16 protein-coding genes, 1 tRNA gene and 1 pseudogene are annotated in these 18,164 nt (G+C 72.3%); 15 read left to right on the plus strand and 3 right to left on the minus strand.

Annotation, left to right across the window (positions count from 1 at the left end; all coding sequences use genetic code 11):
* The first annotated feature begins 37 nt into the window (after positions 1-37).
* The 5 genes and pseudogenes from AB0I16_RS06895 to AB0I16_RS06915 all read left to right on the plus strand — a co-directional run bounded on the left by AB0I16_RS06895 (position 38) and on the right by AB0I16_RS06915 (position 4,433).
* Entirely contained in the window at positions 38-1,621 is a 1,584-nt protein-coding gene (locus AB0I16_RS06895) for an alpha/beta hydrolase (protein WP_363248244.1), read from the plus strand.
* Between the two features lie 95 nt (positions 1,622-1,716).
* Positions 1,717-1,793: transfer RNA gene (locus AB0I16_RS06900), tRNA-Thr, on the plus strand.
* Positions 1,794-2,109: 316 nt separating this feature from the next.
* On the plus strand, positions 2,110-2,673 hold the full coding sequence (locus AB0I16_RS06905) for a histone deacetylase (protein WP_363248245.1): 564 nt from the start codon (positions 2,110-2,112) through the stop codon (positions 2,671-2,673).
* A 426-nt stretch (positions 2,674-3,099) separates the two neighbouring features.
* Complete coding sequence (locus tag AB0I16_RS06910) at positions 3,100-3,672, plus strand: cupin domain-containing protein (RefSeq protein ID WP_363248364.1); 573 nt, start codon at positions 3,100-3,102, stop codon at positions 3,670-3,672.
* Positions 3,665-4,433, plus strand: a pseudogene (locus AB0I16_RS06915) (glucose 1-dehydrogenase). Before AB0I16_RS06910 ends, AB0I16_RS06915 begins: the two are co-directional and overlap by 8 nt.
* A 389-nt stretch (positions 4,434-4,822) precedes the next feature.
* Here AB0I16_RS06915 and AB0I16_RS06920 read toward each other — a convergent pair.
* The 3 genes from AB0I16_RS06920 to AB0I16_RS06930 form a co-directional block, all read right to left on the minus strand.
* On the minus strand, positions 4,823-5,476 hold the full coding sequence (locus AB0I16_RS06920; protein WP_363248246.1) for a response regulator transcription factor: 654 nt from the start codon (positions 5,474-5,476) through the stop codon (positions 4,823-4,825).
* A complete protein-coding gene (locus tag AB0I16_RS06925; RefSeq protein ID WP_363248247.1) occupies positions 5,440-6,774 on the minus strand; it encodes a sensor histidine kinase in 1,335 nt (444 codons plus the stop codon). Before AB0I16_RS06925 ends, AB0I16_RS06920 begins: the two co-directional genes overlap by 37 nt.
* A gap of 178 nt (positions 6,775-6,952) precedes the next feature.
* Positions 6,953-7,408 (minus strand): MaoC family dehydratase, encoded by a 456-nt coding sequence (locus AB0I16_RS06930; RefSeq protein WP_363248248.1) that lies wholly within the window; start codon positions 7,406-7,408, stop codon positions 6,953-6,955.
* Positions 7,409-7,704: 296 nt separating this feature from the next.
* On the opposite strand from AB0I16_RS06930, the gene AB0I16_RS06935 reads away from it, so the two are divergent.
* The 10 genes from AB0I16_RS06935 to AB0I16_RS06980 all read left to right on the plus strand — a co-directional run bounded on the left by AB0I16_RS06935 (position 7,705) and on the right by AB0I16_RS06980 (position 18,140).
* On the plus strand, positions 7,705-8,637 hold the full coding sequence (locus AB0I16_RS06935; protein WP_363248249.1) for a 3-oxoacyl-[acyl-carrier-protein] synthase III C-terminal domain-containing protein: 933 nt from the start codon (positions 7,705-7,707) through the stop codon (positions 8,635-8,637).
* A gap of 202 nt (positions 8,638-8,839) precedes the next feature.
* Positions 8,840-10,300, plus strand: a complete 1,461-nt coding sequence (locus tag AB0I16_RS06940) for a hypothetical protein (protein WP_363248250.1) — start codon at positions 8,840-8,842, stop codon at positions 10,298-10,300.
* On the plus strand, positions 10,297-11,583 hold the full coding sequence (locus tag AB0I16_RS06945; protein ID WP_363248251.1) for a type III PLP-dependent enzyme: 1,287 nt from the start codon (positions 10,297-10,299) through the stop codon (positions 11,581-11,583). The genes AB0I16_RS06940 and AB0I16_RS06945 overlap by 4 nt, the downstream gene beginning before the upstream one ends.
* A 35-nt stretch (positions 11,584-11,618) precedes the next feature.
* Positions 11,619-11,894: a phosphopantetheine-binding protein gene (locus AB0I16_RS06950; protein WP_363248253.1), complete on the plus strand. Its 276-nt coding sequence runs from the start codon at positions 11,619-11,621 to the stop codon at positions 11,892-11,894.
* A 2-nt stretch (positions 11,895-11,896) separates the two neighbouring features.
* Positions 11,897-12,715, plus strand: coding sequence for a hypothetical protein (locus AB0I16_RS06955; protein ID WP_363248254.1), 819 nt, complete (start codon positions 11,897-11,899; stop codon positions 12,713-12,715).
* Positions 12,699-13,340, plus strand: a complete 642-nt coding sequence (locus tag AB0I16_RS06960; RefSeq protein WP_363248255.1) for a hypothetical protein — start codon at positions 12,699-12,701, stop codon at positions 13,338-13,340. Before AB0I16_RS06955 ends, AB0I16_RS06960 begins: the two co-directional genes overlap by 17 nt.
* Complete coding sequence (locus AB0I16_RS06965) at positions 13,337-14,464, plus strand: acyl-CoA dehydrogenase family protein (RefSeq protein WP_363248256.1); 1,128 nt, start codon at positions 13,337-13,339, stop codon at positions 14,462-14,464. The genes AB0I16_RS06960 and AB0I16_RS06965 overlap by 4 nt, the downstream gene beginning before the upstream one ends.
* A 173-nt stretch (positions 14,465-14,637) precedes the next feature.
* Positions 14,638-15,219, plus strand: a complete 582-nt coding sequence (locus tag AB0I16_RS06970) for a 4'-phosphopantetheinyl transferase superfamily protein (RefSeq protein WP_363248257.1) — start codon at positions 14,638-14,640, stop codon at positions 15,217-15,219.
* A 182-nt stretch (positions 15,220-15,401) separates the two neighbouring features.
* Complete coding sequence (locus AB0I16_RS06975) at positions 15,402-17,603, plus strand: MMPL family transporter (RefSeq protein WP_363248258.1); 2,202 nt, start codon at positions 15,402-15,404, stop codon at positions 17,601-17,603.
* Between the two features lie 228 nt (positions 17,604-17,831).
* On the plus strand, positions 17,832-18,140 hold the full coding sequence (locus AB0I16_RS06980) for a helix-turn-helix transcriptional regulator (protein ID WP_363248259.1): 309 nt from the start codon (positions 17,832-17,834) through the stop codon (positions 18,138-18,140).
* The last annotated feature ends 24 nt before the right edge of the window (positions 18,141-18,164 follow it).

An 18,164-nucleotide genomic window follows, 5' to 3' on the forward strand; every position in this document is an offset into this window, starting at 1 on the left:
GGGTGATGTGGCGCTGGCGGAGAGTTAGTGTCATCTGATGGACACCAGCCGTCACCGCAGTCGCCGCACCCTCGGCCGTCACCTCACCTTCCGTACGTGCGGCACCCTGCTCGTGGCCGCGGGGCTGCTCGCCTCCGGCTGTTCGTCGGGCGGTACGACGACGGACGCCTCCCTGGTCGCCGCGTTGCCCGAGTCGACGCCCACGGAGCTGGCTCCGTACTACGACCAGAAGCTGAGCTGGCGCGCGTGCGGCGTGGAGGGCTTCCAATGCGCCTCGATGAAGGCGCCGCTCGACTACGACAGGCCCGCGCGGGGTGACATCAAGCTGGCCGTGGCCCGCAAACAGGCCACGGAGAAGAGCGGGAAGCTGGGGTCGCTCCTGGTCAACCCGGGCGGCCCCGGCGGCTCGGCGATCGGCTACCTCCAGTCGTACGCGGCGCTGGGGTACCCCGAGAAGGTCCGCGCCCGTTACGACATGGTCGCCGTCGACCCGCGCGGCGTGGCCCGCAGCGAGCCCGTCACCTGCCTCGACGGCAAGGAGATGGACGCGTACACGCAGACGGACGTCACCCCGGACGACCGGCGCGAGACGGCGGCGCTCCGCACCTCGTACCAGCGGTTCGCGGCCGGCTGCCAGAAGCGCTCGAAGAAGATCCTTCCGCATGTCTCCACGGTGGAGGCGGCGCGGGACATGGACGTGCTGCGGGCGGTGCTCGGTGACGAGAAGCTGTCGTACGTGGGCGCGTCGTACGGCACGTTCCTGGGCGCCACGTACGCGGGCCTCTTCCCCAAGCGGGTCGGCCGGCTGGTCCTGGACGGCGCGATGGACCCGTCCCTGTCGGCGCGCCGGATGAGCCGCGACCAGACGGCGGGCTTCGAGACGGCGTTCCAGTCGTTCGCGAAGGACTGCGTGGGACGCGGCGCGAAGTGCCCGATCGGCACGGGCGGCACCCGTGACGCGGGGAAGCGCCTGAAGTCGTTCTTCGAGGCGGTGGACCGTGAGCCCCTGCCCACCGGTGACGCCTCGGGCCGCAGGCTCTCCGAGGCGGTGGCGACGACCGGCGTGATCGCGGCGATGTACGACGAGGGGGCCTGGCCGCAGCTCAGGGACGCGCTCACCTCGGCGATCAGGGACAAGGACGGCTCGGGCCTGCTCGCCCTCTCCGACAGCTACTACGAGCGGGACAGCAGCGGCGAGTACGCGAACCTCATGGCCGCCAACGCGGCCGTGAACTGCCTGGACCTGCCGCCCGCCTTCACCACGCGGGAGCAGGTGAAGAAGGCCCTGCCGGACTTCGAGAAGGCCTCCCCCGTCTTCGGCGAGGGCCTGGCCTGGTCCTCGCTGAACTGCGCGTACTGGCCGGTCAAGGCCACGGGCAAGCCGCACCGCATCGAGGCGAGGGGCGCGGCGCCGATCGTGGTCGTCGGCACGGTCCGCGACCCGGCCACCCCCTACCGCTGGGCGAAGGCCCTGGCCTCCCAGCTCTCCTCGGGACGCCTCCTCACGTACGAGGGTGACGGCCACACGGCGTACGGCCGCGGCAGCCGGTGCGTGGACTCCACGATCAACGCCTACCTCCTGAAGGGCACGGCCCCGGCCGAAGAAAAGCGCTGCTCATAGCCGCCGGGAGCCGCCCGCGCGGGGGTGTGCGGAGCACCCCCGGAAACTGTGTAGACTTGGGCGCGTTGCCGATCGCATCATGGTGCGGACGGCGCGCCGCCTTAGCTCAGATGGCCAGAGCAACGCACTCGTAATGCGTAGGTCTCGGGTTCGAATCCCGAAGGCGGCTCCATTGAACACCCCAGGTCGGTTTTATGGCCTGGGGTGTTTTTGTGTCCAGATCCACAACGGGTGTCTGCGGGTGTCTGGGCGGGTGTTCGCGGGTGGTGGGCGATGGGCGTTGGGCGTTGGGCGACGGGTGGTGGGTGGTGGGTGGTGGCGTGAGGTCGGGGTCTGTTTGGTATGCGGCTTATGGGTCGAATATGCATGTGGGGAGGCTGGCCGCCTATATCCGTGGGGGGTGTCCCGTCGGTGGGGGGCGGGCGTATCCCGGGTGCCGGGATCGGGCCATGCCCGTCGCGTCCGTTCCCGTGGAGCTTCGCGGGGTCATGTACTTCGCGACCACTTCGGCCGTCTGGGGCGGAGGGCGGGCCTTCTACGATCCCGGGGTGCCGGGGCGGGTGCTGGGCAGGGCGCATCTCGTCACCGTCGAGCAGTTCGGTGACATCGTGGCTCAGGAGATGTACCGGGAGCCGGGCGGGCCGGGGGCCGAGGCCGGGGTGCGGGAGGTGCTTGCTCGGGGGCGTGCCGTGCTGGGGGACGGGCGGTACGAGACCTTGGTGTGCGCCGGGGAGATCGACTCCGTGCCCGTGGTGACCTTTACGGCGCCCTGGGGGGTGCGTGACGTTCCGGGGGTCTCTCCCGCTGCCTCGTACCTGCGTCATCTCGGAGCGGGGCTGCTCGCCACCGGGGCGTGGGAGGACGAGGTGGTCGCTTCCTATCTCGCGGGCTGTCCTGGGGCCGCTGGGTGCTGGTCGGAGCGGGGGGTGCTGGAGCTGCTGCGGTCCGGGGAGTCGGAGTCGGGGGGTCCGCTGAGTGGGCTTGAGGAGGCGGGAGGCCGGGGTGATGTGGCTGTCACGCGGCTTTCGGGGTGGCCGCCCGCATCGTCGTGAGTTCCGCGTGGGCCCGGCGGAGGAGTCGGCTGAGCGTTTCCGGTTCCGTGAGCGCCAGCAGGTGCGGCCTGGGTACGCGGACCAGGCGGGCGGGGTGCCCGCCGCGCGCAGGGTGTGCAGGGACTGGCGTTCCTTGCGGTGGAGGAGCGGGGCGGCGCGGCCGTTGGCCGGGGTGACGGGGGGTGGTCTCCCGGGACGCGACCGCGAGGGCGGCTCAGCGTGACGGTTCGTCGATGACCTCGCCGGACGCGTGCGGCGAGATGCCGTCGGCCGCGAACTTCCGGAAGGTTCCGGAAGGTTCCGGAAGTTCGCGGGTAGCGGGTAGCGCGCGGCGCGGGACTCCTGGGAGCAGCTCTTTTCCTTTTGACGCCATGCGTACGGGGTTGGGGGGTTGTCGGAGCGGGGAGCGATCTCGGCATGGGTGCGATGGGTGAGACGGCGGGGGAAGTGGCCACGCGGTATGGGCTGCGGCCCCTGCCGGTCGAGGGCGGGATGTTCCGGCGGACCTGGGTGGGGGCGGAGGGTGAGGACGGGCGGCCCGCGGGTTCCGCGATCATCGTTCTGCTGAGTACCGCTCCCGGTGACTTCTCCGCCCTGCATCGGCTGCCGGTCGACGAGGTCTGGCACTTCTACCGGGGGGACGCGTTGGAGCTGCTGCTGCTCGCGCCCGACGGTTCCGATCGCCTCGTCCTGCTGGGGGAGAGCGGGGAGGTGCAGTACGTGGTGCCCGCGGGGACCTGGATGGGGGCGCGGGTCGTCGGGGGTGGGCGGTACGGGTGGGGGCTCTTCGGGACCACGATGGCGCCTGGTTTCGTACCCCGGGACTACGAGGGCGGGGACGCGCAGGAGCTGTGCGCGCGGTATCCGGGCCGGGCGGCGCTCATCCGGGAGCTGTGCCGGGATGAGGGGGCGGGGCCGATGCCCGAGGACGTGCACGGGGTGTTCGAGACGCCCGCGGCACCCCCGGCGCGTCGCCCGGGCGGTGGTTCGGATGCGTGACGGGGCCCTGCCCGGGCTGGGCGGTCGCGTCGCCCTCGTCGCAGGGGGCAGCGGCGGCATCGGCGCCGGGATCGCGGTGCGGTTCGCGGAGGCGGGTGCGGCGGTCGTCGTCCACTACCGGGGTGGCGCGGCGCGGGCCCGGGCAGTGGTCGAGCGGATCGAGCGTGGCGGCGGTGAGGCCATCGCCGTAGCGGCGGATCTGGCGCGGGAGGAGGAGTGCCGGCGCCTCGTCGCAGAGGCGTGCGGCTGGCGGGGGCGCCTGGACTCCGTGGTGAACAGTGCCGGGGTGCAGCCCGTACGGGAGCTGCCGGGCATGACGGCGGAGGAGTGGAGGGGCGTGGTGGACGCGAATCTGACGTGCGCGTTCTGCTGTACGCAGGCCGCGGCGGAGGTCATGGGACGGTGGCGGGTCCGTCACGCACGTCGCGTCCATCGAGGGGACGAGCCCGGCGCCGGGCCATGCGCACTACAGCGCGTCCAAGGCCGCGCTGATCATGTTCGCCCGGTCCGCGGCGCTGGAGTACGGGCCGCGGGGTGTACGGGTCAACACCGTCTCGCCCGGCCTCGTCGACCGGCCCGGCCTCGCCGAGGACTGGCCGGAGGGGGTGGCCCGGTGGCGGGCGGCGGCTCCCCTGGGGCGGCTCGGCCGCCCGGAGGACGTCGGCAACGCCTGCGTGTTCCTCGCGTCGGAGGCGGCGGCCTGGATCAGCGGGACGGATCTGGTGGTCGACGGAGGGGTGGGGGCACGGCCCACGTGGTGACGGTTCCGCGCCTGGACCTTGCGGCTCTGGCTCGGGCTCCGGCTCCGGATGGCCGGCCGGCCGAAGCCGCCTTCGTCTGGCGAGGTCGCCTCCGTCGGTGACACCGCCGCTGCCGGGCGAGGCCGTCCTGCCCAGCGAAGCCGCCCTTCAGGGGGCCCGCCTGCTCAGCGAAGCCGCCCTCTAGGGGGCCCGCCTGCCCAGTGAGGCCACCCCGCCCAGTGAGGCCACGCCGCTCGGCGAGTCGCCGCCGTCAGGCGAAGCCACCTCGGCAGGCCAGACCGCCCCGCCCAGTGGAGCCGCCTCCGTACAGCGAGGCCGCCTCCCTCGGGTAAGGCCACCCCCACCCAACGAAATCACCCCGCTTGGCGAAGCCCCCCCAGCGAAGCCCTCTACACCCCATCCGCATCCAGATAAGCCAACACCGCGAGCACCCGCCGGTTGTCCGTGTCCGACTGGGGGAGTCCCAGCTTCGGGAAGATGTTGCTGATGTGCTTCGCCACGGCCTTCTCCGAGATGAAGAGGGCCTCCGCGATGCCCGCGTTGCTGCGGCCCTGGGCCAGGCACTCCAGGACCTCGCGTTCGCGGTCGGTCAGCGTGCTCATCGGCTCGTCGCGCTTCTTGCCGGTCAGCAGCTTCGAGATGACCTCGGGGTCCATCGCCGTGCCGCCGTCCGCGACGCGCTGGATCGTCGATATGAACTCGGCGCCGTTCGACACCCGTTCCTTGAGGACGTAGCCGACGCCCTCCGATCCCGTCGAAAGCAGCTCGTGCGCGTACAGGGGCTCCACGTACTGGGACAGGAGCAGGATCGGGAGGTTCGGCTTGCGCGTGCGGGCCTCCACCGCCGCCCGCAGGCCCTCGTCGCTGAAACCCGGCGGGAGCCGGACGTCGACGATGGCGACGTCCGGCTCCTGCTCGGTGAGGCTGCGGAGCAGCTCGGGGCCGTTGTCCACGGCCGCCACGACTTCGTGGCCGAAGGCCTGGAGGAGGCGGGTCAGGCCGTCCCTCAGGAGGAAGTGGTCTTCGGCGAGGACAACACGCACGGCAGCTCCATCGTCACCATGGTCGGGCCGTTGAGCGGGCTGCTCACGGCGAGGACGCCGTCGAAGGTGGCGAGGCGGCGCTCGATGCCCCGCAGCCCCGTACCGGCGCTGATGTCGGCGCCGCCGCGGCCGTTGTCCGTGATGGTGATGCGCAGCATCCCCGCGTCGTGCCGGACGTCGACCCAGCAGCGCTCGGCGCCGGAGTGCTTGGCGGCGTTCGTGAGGATCTCCGAGACGGCGAAGTAGGCCGCCGACTCCACCGGGGGCTCCGGACGGGCCGGCAGGTCCACCTGGACGTCGGTCTTCAACGGGCTGATCATCGCCAAGGAGCGTACGGCATCGCCGAGTCCGCGGTCCGCGAGCACCGGCGGGTGGATGCCGCGGACCAGGTCGCGCAGCTCCTCAAGAGCCTTGTTCGAGGACTGGCGGGCCTCGACGAGGAGGGCGCGGACCGCCTCGGGGTTGGACTCCAGGAGGTGTTCGGCGGCGTCCAGCGTCATGCCCATCGCGACCAGGCGGGCCTGGGCGCCGTCGTGCAGGTCGCGCTCGATGCGGCGGATCTCGGCCATCTGCGTGTCGACGGCGTCCGACCGCGTGGTGGTCAGGTGCTCGATGCGCGGGGCGAGGAGCTCGCCCTCACTGGGGGACAGCATCGCCCGCAGGTAGCGCGAGTGCTGGTTGACGGCGCGCGGGCCGGCCCAGAGGAACGCCAGCGGGAACTGGACCAGGCCGAGCACGCCCGCCAGGATCGCCGTGCCCCAGCCGTCGACCGGGATGAACAGGTACCAGATGCTGTCCCAGTCCTCGGAGAGCCGCGCGCCGAAGACGGCGGTCGTCAGGCCCCAGAGGCCGCTGAGGACCAGGAGCAGCGGGCCGAAGGATATGGCGCCGCCCGCGATCGGGTCGATCGTGGCCCAACGCCAGTCGCGGTGGACCTGGTTGTCCTTGGCGAGGAGCTGGGCGCGCAGGGCCTTGCCGCGGTCCTGGGCGGGCACGTCCTTGTACGGGGCGGGGATCTCGATGCCCGAGTACTCCTTGGCGAGGGCCCGCTGCCGGTCGGCCAGGCGCCGGACGCGGGAGACCGCGTTCGGCATCAGCTTGACGCCCAGCGGTCCGCTCAGCGTGAGGTAGACGAAGAAGAGCCAGAGGGACAGCCAGAACGCGCGGCACGAGAGGCCCCACAGCACCAGCGAGCGCCGGAAGCCGACGGGTCCTGAGGAGAGGGGGAGGTTCTGGTCGGGGTGGTTCCCGGTGGTGGTCTGCGGCCTGGTGTCCGCGAACTGTCGCGTGCTGTCCATCTGGCCAACGCCTTTCTGCCTGCTTCTCTTGCGGGTGGTGGAGCGACGAGCTGCTGCGGTTCCGCTCGACCATTATGAAAGGGGGCCTGGCCAGGAGTCGGTGGTAATAACTCCCCTCTTGGACCCCTGTGGACAGCGACAAAACTCCCCCCTCCGCCGGTGCCGTGGGGCCCGCGGTTCAGGCGGTGAGGCGCGACAGGGTGTCCGCCGTGCACACCGAACCGGGCTCGCCCTCCACCTCCACTGTCACGCGCATCGCGTAGATGCAGCCGTTGGGCAGGATGCGTACGTTGGTGAGCTTCCCGGAGCCGCGGATGCGGGAGCCGACCTTGATCGGGCGGTTGAAGCGGACCTTGTCCAGGCCCACCAGAATGGCGAGGGATATCCCCTTCACCTCGAAGAAGGGGCGCATGATCTCCGGCAGCATGCCGAGCGTCATATAGCCGTGCGCGATGGTGGTGCCGAATTCGCTCTCCTTGGCAGCGCGTTCGGGGTCGGTGTGTATCCACAGCAGGTCGCCCACCGAGTGCGCGTACTGGTTCACGTTGTCCTGCGTCACGTCGAACCAGCGGCTCGGGCCGAAGGTCTCACCGGTGGCCTTCGCCAGTTCGTCGAGGTCGTTGAAAGTTCGCATGGCGTCGATCCTGGGCGGCGGCGGCCCGGCGGGACAAGCGCCGAGGGCCCCGCGGGGCCGTGTGGTCAGCAGACCGTCACTTGGTTGTCAGCGCACCCGACGAATCTAGTCGTCAGGCCGTGCGCGGCACGTCCGTGCCCTGGCCCCACGGGGCGTCGCGGGGCACGCCCGTGCCCGGCGTCCCACCAGGCGTCGCGGGGCACATCCGTGCCCGGCGTCCCACCGGCCGTGCGCGGCACGTCCGTGCCCACCGAACCACGACCCATCGGCTCTGCCAGGACGACCGGAAGGCTCTGATGACGTCGATCGCGGCAGTCTCCAGCTACCTCCCCGACACCGTGCCGCTCGCCTCGCTCCAGGAGCAGGTCGGGCTGAGCGATGTGCAGCTCCGGCGGTACCAGCGGTTCTACGGCCTCGCGGACGTGTGCAGGGACGAGGGCGGCACCGAGACCGACCTGCTGCTCAGGGCCGCCGCCAAACTGACGGAACTGCGCGGCCAGGAGCAGCGGGTGAAGTACGTGCTGCAGGCGCGCACCATGCCCTCGCCGCTGCCGTACCCGCTGACGTCGGTCGGGCCCCTGCGCGAGGAGCTGGGCCTCGGGCACGCGGCGGGCTTCGTCGTCTCCCACCACGCCTGCGCCTCGGGGCTGCTCGCCGTCGACATGGCGGGGATGCTGCTCGCCGCCGACGGCGACCCGGACGCGCTGGCCCTCGTCCTCGCCGGCGAGAAGGCCTGCACGTACCGCACGCAGTCCATCCCGGACGTGACGGTCATGGGTGAGGGCGCGGTCGCCATGCTGGTGAGCGGGGAGGACGCGGGGCCCAACCGGATGCTGGGGTACGCGGCCCGTACGCACGCGCGGTTCCACTCCGACTTCATCCTGGGCGGCGACGCGGCCAAGGACTTCCAGGCGCAGTACCTGCCGGGGCTCTGCGAGGTCGTCGTCACGGCCCTGGAGGAGGCGGGGTGCGGCCTCGACGAGCTGGCGCTCGTGCTTCCGCACAACGTGAACCGGCTCTCCTGGATGGGCGTGTGCAAACAGCTCGGCATCCCCATGGAGAAGGTCTTCCTCGACCTCGTGGGGGCGGCGGGGCACTGCTTCTGCGCCGACCCGTTCCTCAACCTCCAGCACGCCCAGGAGCTGGGGCGGCTGCGTCCCGGCGACCGCTATGTGATGACGAGCGTGGGGCTCGGGGCGACCTTCTCGGCCATGGTCTTCGAGCACTGAGGCGGCGCCGGGCCGCCGGCCACCGAGCGCCCCGCCCCACCCGTGTCCCCGCTCCACCCGTGCCCCCGCCCCACCCGTATCCCCGCCCCACCCGTATCCCCGCCTCCCGCACCCCACATCCCGCACCCCACATCCCGAGCACCGAGCGCTGCCTACCGCGTACCGCCTACCGCGTACCGAGACGACTGACGAGGTCCCCACCATGACCACACCGCCCCCAGGGCCCGGCTTCACCGGCCGACTCAAGCGCGCCGTCACCGGCGACGCCGGCACCCCGCTGGTGTTCCTCGGCAACTTCGAGGTCGAGAACCAGTGGGCGCAGGGCGAGCCCGCCCTGCCCCGCGTCGCCTCGCACGCGGGCAGTGCCGTGGTGAACAGCATGGACGAGTTCGCGCTGCTGCTCGGCGGCAAGGACGACCACGTGGTCCTCAAGGCCGCGCCCGACGAGGGGTACCGCCGCTATCTGGAGGGCCTCGGCATGGCCCTGCCGACCGTGCACGTCGTCGCGGACGCCGATCCGCGCCGCACGGTCACCGAGGACGCCCTCGCCGACCCCGCGCTGATCGCGTCCCTGGCCGGGCTCGCCGCCGAGGGCGCGCGGCTCTCCGCGCACGGCATCTCCGAGGTCGAGGAGCGGCTCTCGGCGGCCACCGGGCTCGCCGTCGCGGGGCCGTCCGCCGCCCTGTGCAAGCGGGTCAACTCCAAGATCTACAGCCGCCGTGCCGCCGACGAGCTGGGGCTGCGGCAGGCGCGCGGCTGGGCCTGCGACACCCTGGAGGAGCTTGCGGCGGCCGTGGCGGCGGCCGGTGAACTGCTCGCGGCCGGGCGCAAGGTCGTGGTCAAGGACGCCTTCGGGGTGTCCGGCAAGGGCATCGTCGTACTCGACAGCGAGAAGCGGCTCGCGCGGCTGCACCGGATGGCCGTCACCCAGGCGAGGAAGCAGGCCGGGGGCGAGGGAGAGGGCGCGGGTCTTGGCGACGGCGCCGGCGTGCGGACGTCGCTGGTCATCGAGGAGTGGGTCGCCAAGCGGTGCGATCTCAACTACCAGTTCACCGTGGGCCGCGACGGCTCCGTCCACTTCGACTTCGTCAAGGAACTCCTGACGGAGAACGGCGTCCACAAGGGGCACCGGATTCCCGCCCGGCTCTCCGAGGCGCAGATCGGGGAGCTGACCGAGGCCGCCGCGGCGATCGGCGGACGCCTCGCCGCGGACGGCTACTTCGGCGTCGTCGGCGTGGACGCCATGGTCGCGCCCGACGAGAGCCTCTACCCCGTCATCGAGATCAACGCCCGCAACAACATGTCCACGTACCAGTCCGTGGTGCACGACGGGCCCACCGCCCTGGTCGGCCCGGCGGACGTGGCCGTCGCCCGGCACTACACCGTGCGGCTCGACCGCCGGTTCCCCTTCGACGCGATGCGGACCGTGCTCGACGGGCTGCTCCTGACCGACGGGCGGCCCACCGGCCTGTTCGTGAACAACTACGCGACCGTCAACGCGGCGGCGGACCAGGCGTCCGCGCCCGGGGGCGGCGCCCCGGCGGAGGGCTTCGAAGGGCGCCTGTACGGCGTGCTCGTGGAGAGCTCGGCCGAACGCGTCGACGCGCTCGACGCCGACATCACTCGCCGCCTGGCGGCCCTGACAGAACGGAGCTCGGTGTGAGCGTCGCATTCGAGGTGCAGGGGATCGGGATCACCGACCTCGCCGCGGAGTTCGGAACCCCGATGTACCTGTACGACGGGGAGGAGATCCGCGGGCGGTTCGCGAACCTGCGCGCGGAGCTGCACGACCGCCTGGAGGTCTTCTACTCCCTCAAGGCCAACCCCAACGTCTCCATCTGCTCGCTCCTGCACACCTGCGGGGCGCGCGCCGAGGTGTCCTCCCTCACCGAGCTGGTCACCGCCCGGCGCGCGGGCGTCGCGCCGCGGGACATCATCTTCCTCGGGCCCGGCAAGAGCCGCGCGGAGATCGAGGCCTGCGTCGGCGAGGGCATCTACGCCATCGTCTGCGAGTCCGTCGGCGAGCTGGAGCTGATCGACGAGGTCGCGCGCGAGCGCGGCGTCACCGCGCCGGTCGCGCTGCGCGTCAACCCCAGCTTCTCCGTCAAGGGCTCGGGCCTGACCATGGGCGGCAAGCCGCGCCAGTTCGGCATGGACGAGGAGCAGCTCCTGAAGGAGCGCGGCCTCGCGGCGCGCTTCCCCGGCGTGCGCCTCATGGGCGTACAGGTGTACCTGGGCACCCGCATCCTCGGCGAGGAGACCGTCGCGGAGAACACCCGGCGCATCCTGGAACTCGCCGAACGGGTCGGCACCACGCTGGGGTTCGGCCTGGAGATGGTCGACATCGGCGGCGGCCTCGGCATCGCCTACTTCGACAACGAGAAGGACCTCGACGTCGCCGAGCTGGCCCGCCTGGTCAACCCGCTTGTCCAGGAGTTCGCCGCCCGGCACCCCGAGACCCGCATGATCATGGAGCTGGGGCGCTTCCTGACGGCGGCGTCCGGCACCTACGTGACGCGCGTGCGCTATACGAAGACGTCCATGGGCGAGAAGTTCGCCGTCACCGACGGCGGGACCAACCACCACATGGCCGCCGTCGGCATCGGCTCGTACGTGAAGCGCAACTTCCCCATCGTCGCCCTGGAGCGGCTCGACGAGCCCGCCGACGGACCGTGGAACGTGACGGGCCCGCTCTGCACGCCGAACGACGTCGTCGGCAAGAAGGCCCCGCTGCCCGACCTGCGCCCCGGCGAGCTGGTCGGCGTCCTGCGCTCCGGCGCGTACGGGCCCACCGCGTCGCCCGTGCACTTCCTCAGCCACGGCTATCCCGCCGAGGTGCTGGTCGACGGCGGGCGCGCGCACCTGATCCGCGAGCGCGACGACGTCGAGGTGATGCTCGGCCGCCAGCGCCTCTTCACGCACGACGCGGCCTCCGCCCCCGCCTGACCCCTCTGCCCGTACCTCATACCAAGGAGAACGACATGACCGAGAACACCGCAGTCGCCGCGCCCGACGCCCAGCACGTCGACGCCGTGCGCAGCGCCCTCGGAGAGGTCCTGAACAAGGACCTGTCCGACGCCGCGGAGAGCGTGCGCCTCTTCGACGAGCTGGGCCTTGACTCCTCCAGCGCGCTCGAACTGCTCATCACCATCGAGGAGATCCTCGGCGTGCAGTTCGACGCGGAGGAGCTGGAGATGACCCACTTCGAGACGGTCGGTTCGCTGGCCGCCTTCGTGTCGGCGGAAGCGGGCGCGTAGGCATGTTCCGCACGACGGCGCCGGTGCGGCGCAGGGGCGCGGGCCACGCGCCGGACCCCGCCACGGCCGTGCCCCGCCTCGTGCGGGCGGCGTGGCGCACCGCCTCGGGCCCCGGCAGGGCGTACGACCCGGCGGAGGTGCACGAGGACTTCCTGAAGGAGGCCGCGGACCCCTACGGCGTGGAGTTCCGGCGCGATCTGTTCGCCGCGTCGGGCCGCCGTACGTCGGTGGAGCTGGCGGACGCGGCGCTGCGCGGCCTCGGCCCGCTCACCGCCGACGAGGCGCCCGAGGTCGTCGTGGTCGCCTACGCGACGCCCGACTTCGAGCACGGCGAACTGGTCGCCGCCTACCTCAAGCACCACCTGCCGGGCGAGCCGCTGGCGTTCGCCGTCTCCGACCAGGGCGTGCTCGCACCGTTCACCGCGCTGCGCGTGGGCATCGAGTACGCGCGCCGGGGCGGCCTGCGCCGCGTACTGCTCGTGGTCGTCGACCAGAGCTCGCAGCCGTACGAGATGCCGACGTCCGGCCGCGGCGCGGTCACCGAGGACTCGGCGGTGGCGCTCCTGTTCGCCTGGGACGGCGGCCGGGAGGCGCCGCTCGGCGGCTTCGGCCTCGGCCCCGCCGACCGGACCGCGCCGCCCGAAGGGGAGGTGGTCGGGCCGCTGCCGGGGCTGCCGTGCACCGGGGTGTGGGCGGCCCTCCTGGGCGGGGCGCCCGCGAGCGGCCGTGCCGTGCTCGCCGACCGCGACGACAGCCGGGGCCAGGCCGCGTACTGCACCGTCGACGTGGGGGAGTGGAGAGCCGATGCCGGCACGCACTGAGTGGCAGGAGTGCAGGGAGAGAGCCCGCGAGGACGGGCTCGTCCCCGCGCTGACCCTGCTCGGCAGGGCACTGTCCCCGGGCGCCCTGCCGAGGGGCCTCGGCGGCCACGCCGTGGTGCCGCGGGCCCTCCTTGAGGAGCGGGCGGCGGAGCGCGTCGAGACCGCGCCGCACGTGCCCGCGCCCCTGCTCGGCGGGGAGACGGGCCTGGCGGTGCTCGCCCCGCCGGCCGACGGGGCGGCGGAGCCGCCGGTGCCCGAGGAGTGGCGGACCGGCCTCGCCTGGCTGCGGCTCGGCGCCTCCGAGGCGCTGCGGGACGCCTGCGTGGCGTATCTCGCGGGCCGGGAGTCCGAGGGCACGGCCCTGCTGATGAAGCAGATGGTCAAGGGCACGCTCGCCGAGGTCCTCATCGAGCACCTGGAGATCGAGGGCGCCCTCGGCGAGGGCCCCGGCGGCGACGCGGTCCGGCGCCTCCAGGAACAGATCACCCGCACCGACCGGACGATCCTGCGCCTGCTCGGCGCGCACGGCTTCACGGGCGACGGGCCCGGCAGGGACGCCTACGTCTCGGAGCTGCTCGCCGACGTCTACGCCACCACCGAGGGCGCCCGGGAGGAGACCCCGTGATCGCACTGCCCGAACCGCTGGCCGCGCTGCGCGAGCAGGTGGCGGACTGGTCAGGTGAGCTGCGTGCGGGCGCGCTCGACATCGACCGGGACCCCGAGGCCGTCCGCGACCGGCTCGGTCTGCCCGCCGTGCGGTTCCTCGCGGAGCTCGGCGGCGGCAGGCCCGCGGCGCCCGGACACGAGACCCTGGAGCGGGTCGTCGTCGCCGAGGAGCTGGCACGCGGCGACGCGGGCACCATGCTCGCCTCGCCGGGACCGTCCATGAGCGGCGTGCTGCTCGACGTGCTCGGCAGCGAGGAGCAGCGCGCCTGGTTCTACGGGCGGCTCGCCGAGCGGCCCACCTGGACCTGCTTCGCCCTGACCGAGCCCGAGCGCGGCTCCGCCATCGGCGAGATGGGCGCCACGCTCACCCCGCAGGAGGACGGCTCCTACCTCCTGGACGGCACCAAGCGGTACGTGGGCAACGCCACCCGCGCCGGGATCGGCGCCGTCTTCGCCCGCGTCGCGGGCACCGAACGGCTCGGGGTGACCGCCGTCCTCGTCGACACCGCGGACCCGGGCTTCCGGGCCGAGCCGCTGCCGATGCTCGGCCTGCGCGGCGCGCGGTTCTCCGCGCTCACCCTCGACGGCGTGCGGGTGCCCGCGGACCGGGTGCTCGGCGCCCACCTGTCGCCCACGCGGCGCGGCATGTGGAGCATCGTGCAGGTCTTCAACCGGCTGCGCCCCAGCGTCGCCGCCATCGCCCTCGGCATCGCCCGCGCCGCCCACGAGTACGTCGGCGAGGAGCGGGGCACGCTGCGCGGTGCCGAGCGGGAACGCTTCGACGCCCTCGGCCAGCGCATCGACGCCGCACGGACCCTGACCTACCGCGCCGCCATGGCCGTGGACGCCAAGCCGGCCGCGGGCCATCTCGCGTCGGCGGCCAAGGCGCGCGCCGCCGCACTCGCCGAGGACGCCACGCTGGAGGCGCTGGCCTTCTTCGGGCCCGCCGCGCGCCTCGAACACCCGCTGCTCGACAAGCTGGCGCGGGACGCAAGGGGCGTGGAGTTCATGGAGGGCTCGGGCACCGTGCAGAAGCTGAACCTCTTCCAGGGACTGCACTCCGGAAAGGTGGGAAGACCCTGACCGCCGGCGGCGCCGCGGCGGCCCCCGGGGCCCCGGACGTCGTCGAGGTCTGGCGCATCCCGCTGGGCCGGGACGACGCCCCCGCGGACCTGGCGGACCTCCTCGGCGTACTGGACGCGGAGGAGCGCTCGCGGGCCGCGCTCGCCTCCCGCGAGGAGCTGCGGAGGCGGTTCGTGATCGCGCACGGAGCGACCCGGCACGTACTCGGCCGCAGGCTGGGCACGGCGCCGGGCGCGCTGCGTTTCTCGCGCGGGCCCTGGGGCAAGCCGGAGGTCGCCGGCGCCCCCGGGCTGCGCCACAGCCTGACGCACTCGGGGGACCTCGCGCTGCTCGCGGTGACCGCGTCGGGGCGTGCCGTCGGCGTCGACGTGGAGACGCTCAGGCCGGACGGCGACGCGCTGCGGCTCGCGCGGCGGTTCTTCCCCGCCGCCGAGCGCGACCTCGTCACGGGCGGTGCGGCGGGCCGCGTCTTCACCCGGCTCTGGACGCGCAAGGAAGCGTGCGTGAAGGCGGCGGGCGGCCGGCTCACCCAGGGTTTCGCCGTGCCCGTGGGGCACGGCGGGGGACGGGAAGCGGAGGAGCACGCGGAACCGGTGACCGTGCACGGTCCGGATTCCGGTCTCCGCGGCCCCTGGACGCTCTCCGATCTCGTACTGCCCGACGCCGGATACACCGCGGCGGTCGCACTCGACGGTGCGGGCCCCTTCCGTACGCGATTGCGCGGCTGGCACGTCACGGCGACGACGGATCAGTAGTGCCTGCGGAATTCCATAAAGAACTGGCACCAATTCGTCATGGCGGTTGTGCACGGATGTCAAGTAGAAGAAACTCCCCCTCACCTCGGGGTAGTTGTACCCGTGTGTGATCAGCGGCCCATCACTAGTTTTGGGCACATCGGAAGTGCGCGGCAGTACAGCACCGGAGGGGAAAGGTAATCGTGGGCAGCAAGAACCTGATCACGCGGATGGCGCGGTGGAGCGCCACACATCCGTGGTGGGCGATCACACTGTGGGTGGTATTCGTGATCGGCGCTCTGGCGGCCGGCAGTGCGACGGGAACGCAGCGCGCCACCAACGCGGACCTCGCCATCGGGCAGTCGGGACGGGCCGCCGAGATCGCCAAGAGCGGCGGTCTGGAGGACCGGGCCGTGGAGAACATCCTCGTCACCCCCTACGAGGGCAGGAAGTTCGACCGCGAGGCGGCGGGCCGCGCCGCCGACGCCGCGGTCGCCGAGCTGCGGGACGTCAAGGGCATCGCCTCGATCGGTGACCCGGTGCCCGCGCCGAACGGCTCCGCGCTCGTGGTCCCCGTGGTGCTCAAGGGCGACCCCGAGACGGCGGACACCCGGGTGCAGCCGCTGATCGACGGCGTCGCCGCCGCCCAGAAGGAGCACGACGACGTCCGCGTCGAGCTGGTCGGCGCCGGCTCCATCAAGGCCGGTCTGAACGAGATGCTCAACGAGGACCTCGGCAAGGCCACCGTGCTCAGCCTGCCGGTCACCCTCCTGGTGATGGTCTTCGTCTTCGGCGCCATCGTGGCGGCGGGCGTGCCCGTGCTGCTCGGCCTCTCCGCGGTGCTCGCGGGGCTCGGCCTGTGGGGCGTCGCCTCCCAGCTCGTGCCGGACCCCGGCCCGGTGACCCACATCATCGTCCTGATGGGCATGGCCATCGGCGTCGACTACTCCCTCTTCTACCTGAAGCGGCAGCGCGAGGAGCGGGCGCTCGGCTCGAACAACGTCGACGCCATCGAGATCGCCGCCGCCACCTCCGGACACGCCGTGATGGTGTCGGGCCTGGTCGTGATGGTGTCCATGGGCGCCCTCTACCTCGCGGGCCACGTCGCCTTCGAGTCGATGGCCACCGGAGCCGTCCTCGTCGTGGCCATCGCGATCGTCGCCTCGCTGACCGCCCTGCCCGCGCTGCTCTCCAAGTTCGGGCGCTTCCTCGACAAGCCGCGCGTGCCCCTCGTCTGGCGGCTGACCGCGCGCAGCGGCAAGCCGCGCCTGTGGTCGGCCATGCTGAAGCCGTCGCTGCGCCACCCGGTGATCTCGCTGGTCGTCTCCGTCGGCGCCCTGCTCGCCCTCGCGCTGCCCGCCCTCGACCTGAAGCTGAAGGCCACCGGCATCGACGACCTGCCGCGCTCCATCCCCGCGATGCAGGCCAACGACCGGCTCGTGCAGTCCTTCCCGAGCCAGGCCGACACGCACACCGTCGCCGTCAAGGTCCCCGAGGACCGGCGCGACCGGCTCGCCGCGGTCATGGCCGAGCTCGTCGAGAGGGCGGGCAAGGACAGCCTGTTCACCAGGACGCCCGAACCGGAGGTGCGGATCTCCGAGGACGGCACCATCGCCACCGTCGCCATCGGCACCCGCTTCAACAGCAGCTCGCCCGACGCGCAGAAGTCCCTCGCCAGGCTGCGCACGGACATCGCCCCCGAGACGGTCGGCAAGGTGCCCGGAGCCGAGTTCGCCGTCGGCGGCAGCGACGTCGCCTACGACGTGGACTACCGCGCGAACGTGGTCGAGAAGATGCCGTGGGTGCTCGGCATCGCCCTCGCGCTGACCTTCCTCGTCATGGCGATCGCCTTCCGCTCGGTGATGCTGGCGCTGATCACCGTGGTCCTCAACGTCCTGTCCGCGGTCGCCTCGTTCGGACTGCTCGCGCTGATCTTCCAGCGGACCTGGGCCGAGGGCATCCTCGACTTCGAGTCGACGGGCCGGGTGGTGGCGTGGCTGCCGCTGATGCTCTTCGTCATCCTGCTCGGCCTCTCGATGGACTACCACGTCTTCGTCGTCAGCCGTATCCGCGAGGCGGCCCGCGGCGGACTCGGGGTCCGCGAGGCCGTCGAGCAGGGCATCACCCGCACCGCGGGCGTGGTGACCAGCGCGGCCGTGGTGATGGTGTCGGTGTTCGCGCTCCTGGCCTCGCTGAACTTCATCGAGATGAAGCAGATGGGCGTGGGCATGGCCTGCGCGGTGCTGCTCGACGCGACGCTGATCCGCATCGTGGTGCTGCCCTCGGTGGTGACGCTGCTCGGCTGGAAGACCTGGTGGCCCTCGCGCCTCGCCCACCAGGACGACTCGCAGCAGGTGCGGGTACCGGCCGCGGCCCGGGTGGGGGCGTTGGCCGAAACGAAGTGATCCGTGACGGCCGGTGACCGGCCGGCCGCAGGGGGGCCCGAGACCACTCGGGCCCCCCTGAACTGCGTTCATGTGCCATCAGCTCACGATCCGCCGCGCTCGTCACCGTGATCGGGAATGATGGGCATGGTGTGAAACGTGTGTGCCCTGTGGCGAAAGTTGTACACTCGCGGTGCGCCCATTGGCCGATATCCGGGGGTCCGTGCTAGGGCGCACGGGGGTGTTCTCATGGCTGAACCAGCGGCCGATCCGGCCGACGTGACCGCGGCCGCAGCGCGCTGGCGCCCGGAGCTCGACCGGGTGGACCTGCTGTCCGAGCGGGAAAGACAGGTGTTCTCGCTGCTCGGCGCGGGCTTTTCCAACCGGGGTATCGCGAGCAGGTTACGCGTCACCGAACGCACGGTGAAGGCCCATGTCGCAAGCATACTCGCGAAATTGGGAGTCGAGTCGCGCCTGCAAGTCGGCCTCGTCGCGCAGGTTTACCAGCTCATGTACCAAGGTACAGTTTCGGATTCTGCCGCCCTGCCCGAGAATTGAGGTGCGCACCGAATCCCTCACTTC

The sequence above is a fragment of the Streptomyces sp. NPDC050703 genome (assembly GCF_040654435.1).
GTDB lineage: Bacteria > Actinomycetota > Actinomycetes > Streptomycetales > Streptomycetaceae > Streptomyces.

Coding starts and splice junctions, on each gene's coding strand:
- AB0I16_RS06950 (WP_363248253.1), top strand. CDS start 11,619: ATGACCGAGAACACCGCAGTCGCCGCGCCCGACGCCCAGCACGTCGAC.
- AB0I16_RS06955 (WP_363248254.1), top strand. CDS start 11,897: ATGTTCCGCACGACGGCGCCGGTGCGGCGCAGGGGCGCGGGCCACGCG.
- AB0I16_RS06940 (WP_363248250.1), top strand. CDS start 8,840: ATGACCACACCGCCCCCAGGGCCCGGCTTCACCGGCCGACTCAAGCGC.
- AB0I16_RS06930 (WP_363248248.1), bottom strand. CDS start 7,408: ATGCGAACTTTCAACGACCTCGACGAACTGGCGAAGGCCACCGGTGAG.
- AB0I16_RS06895 (WP_363248244.1), top strand. CDS start 38: ATGGACACCAGCCGTCACCGCAGTCGCCGCACCCTCGGCCGTCACCTC.
- AB0I16_RS06935 (WP_363248249.1), top strand. CDS start 7,705: ATGACGTCGATCGCGGCAGTCTCCAGCTACCTCCCCGACACCGTGCCG.
- AB0I16_RS06980 (WP_363248259.1), top strand. CDS start 17,832: ATGGCTGAACCAGCGGCCGATCCGGCCGACGTGACCGCGGCCGCAGCG.
- AB0I16_RS06910 (WP_363248364.1), top strand. CDS start 3,100: ATGGGTGAGACGGCGGGGGAAGTGGCCACGCGGTATGGGCTGCGGCCC.
- AB0I16_RS06960 (WP_363248255.1), top strand. CDS start 12,699: ATGCCGGCACGCACTGAGTGGCAGGAGTGCAGGGAGAGAGCCCGCGAG.
- AB0I16_RS06925 (WP_363248247.1), bottom strand. CDS start 6,774: ATGGACAGCACGCGACAGTTCGCGGACACCAGGCCGCAGACCACCACC.
- AB0I16_RS06905 (WP_363248245.1), top strand. CDS start 2,110: ATGTACTTCGCGACCACTTCGGCCGTCTGGGGCGGAGGGCGGGCCTTC.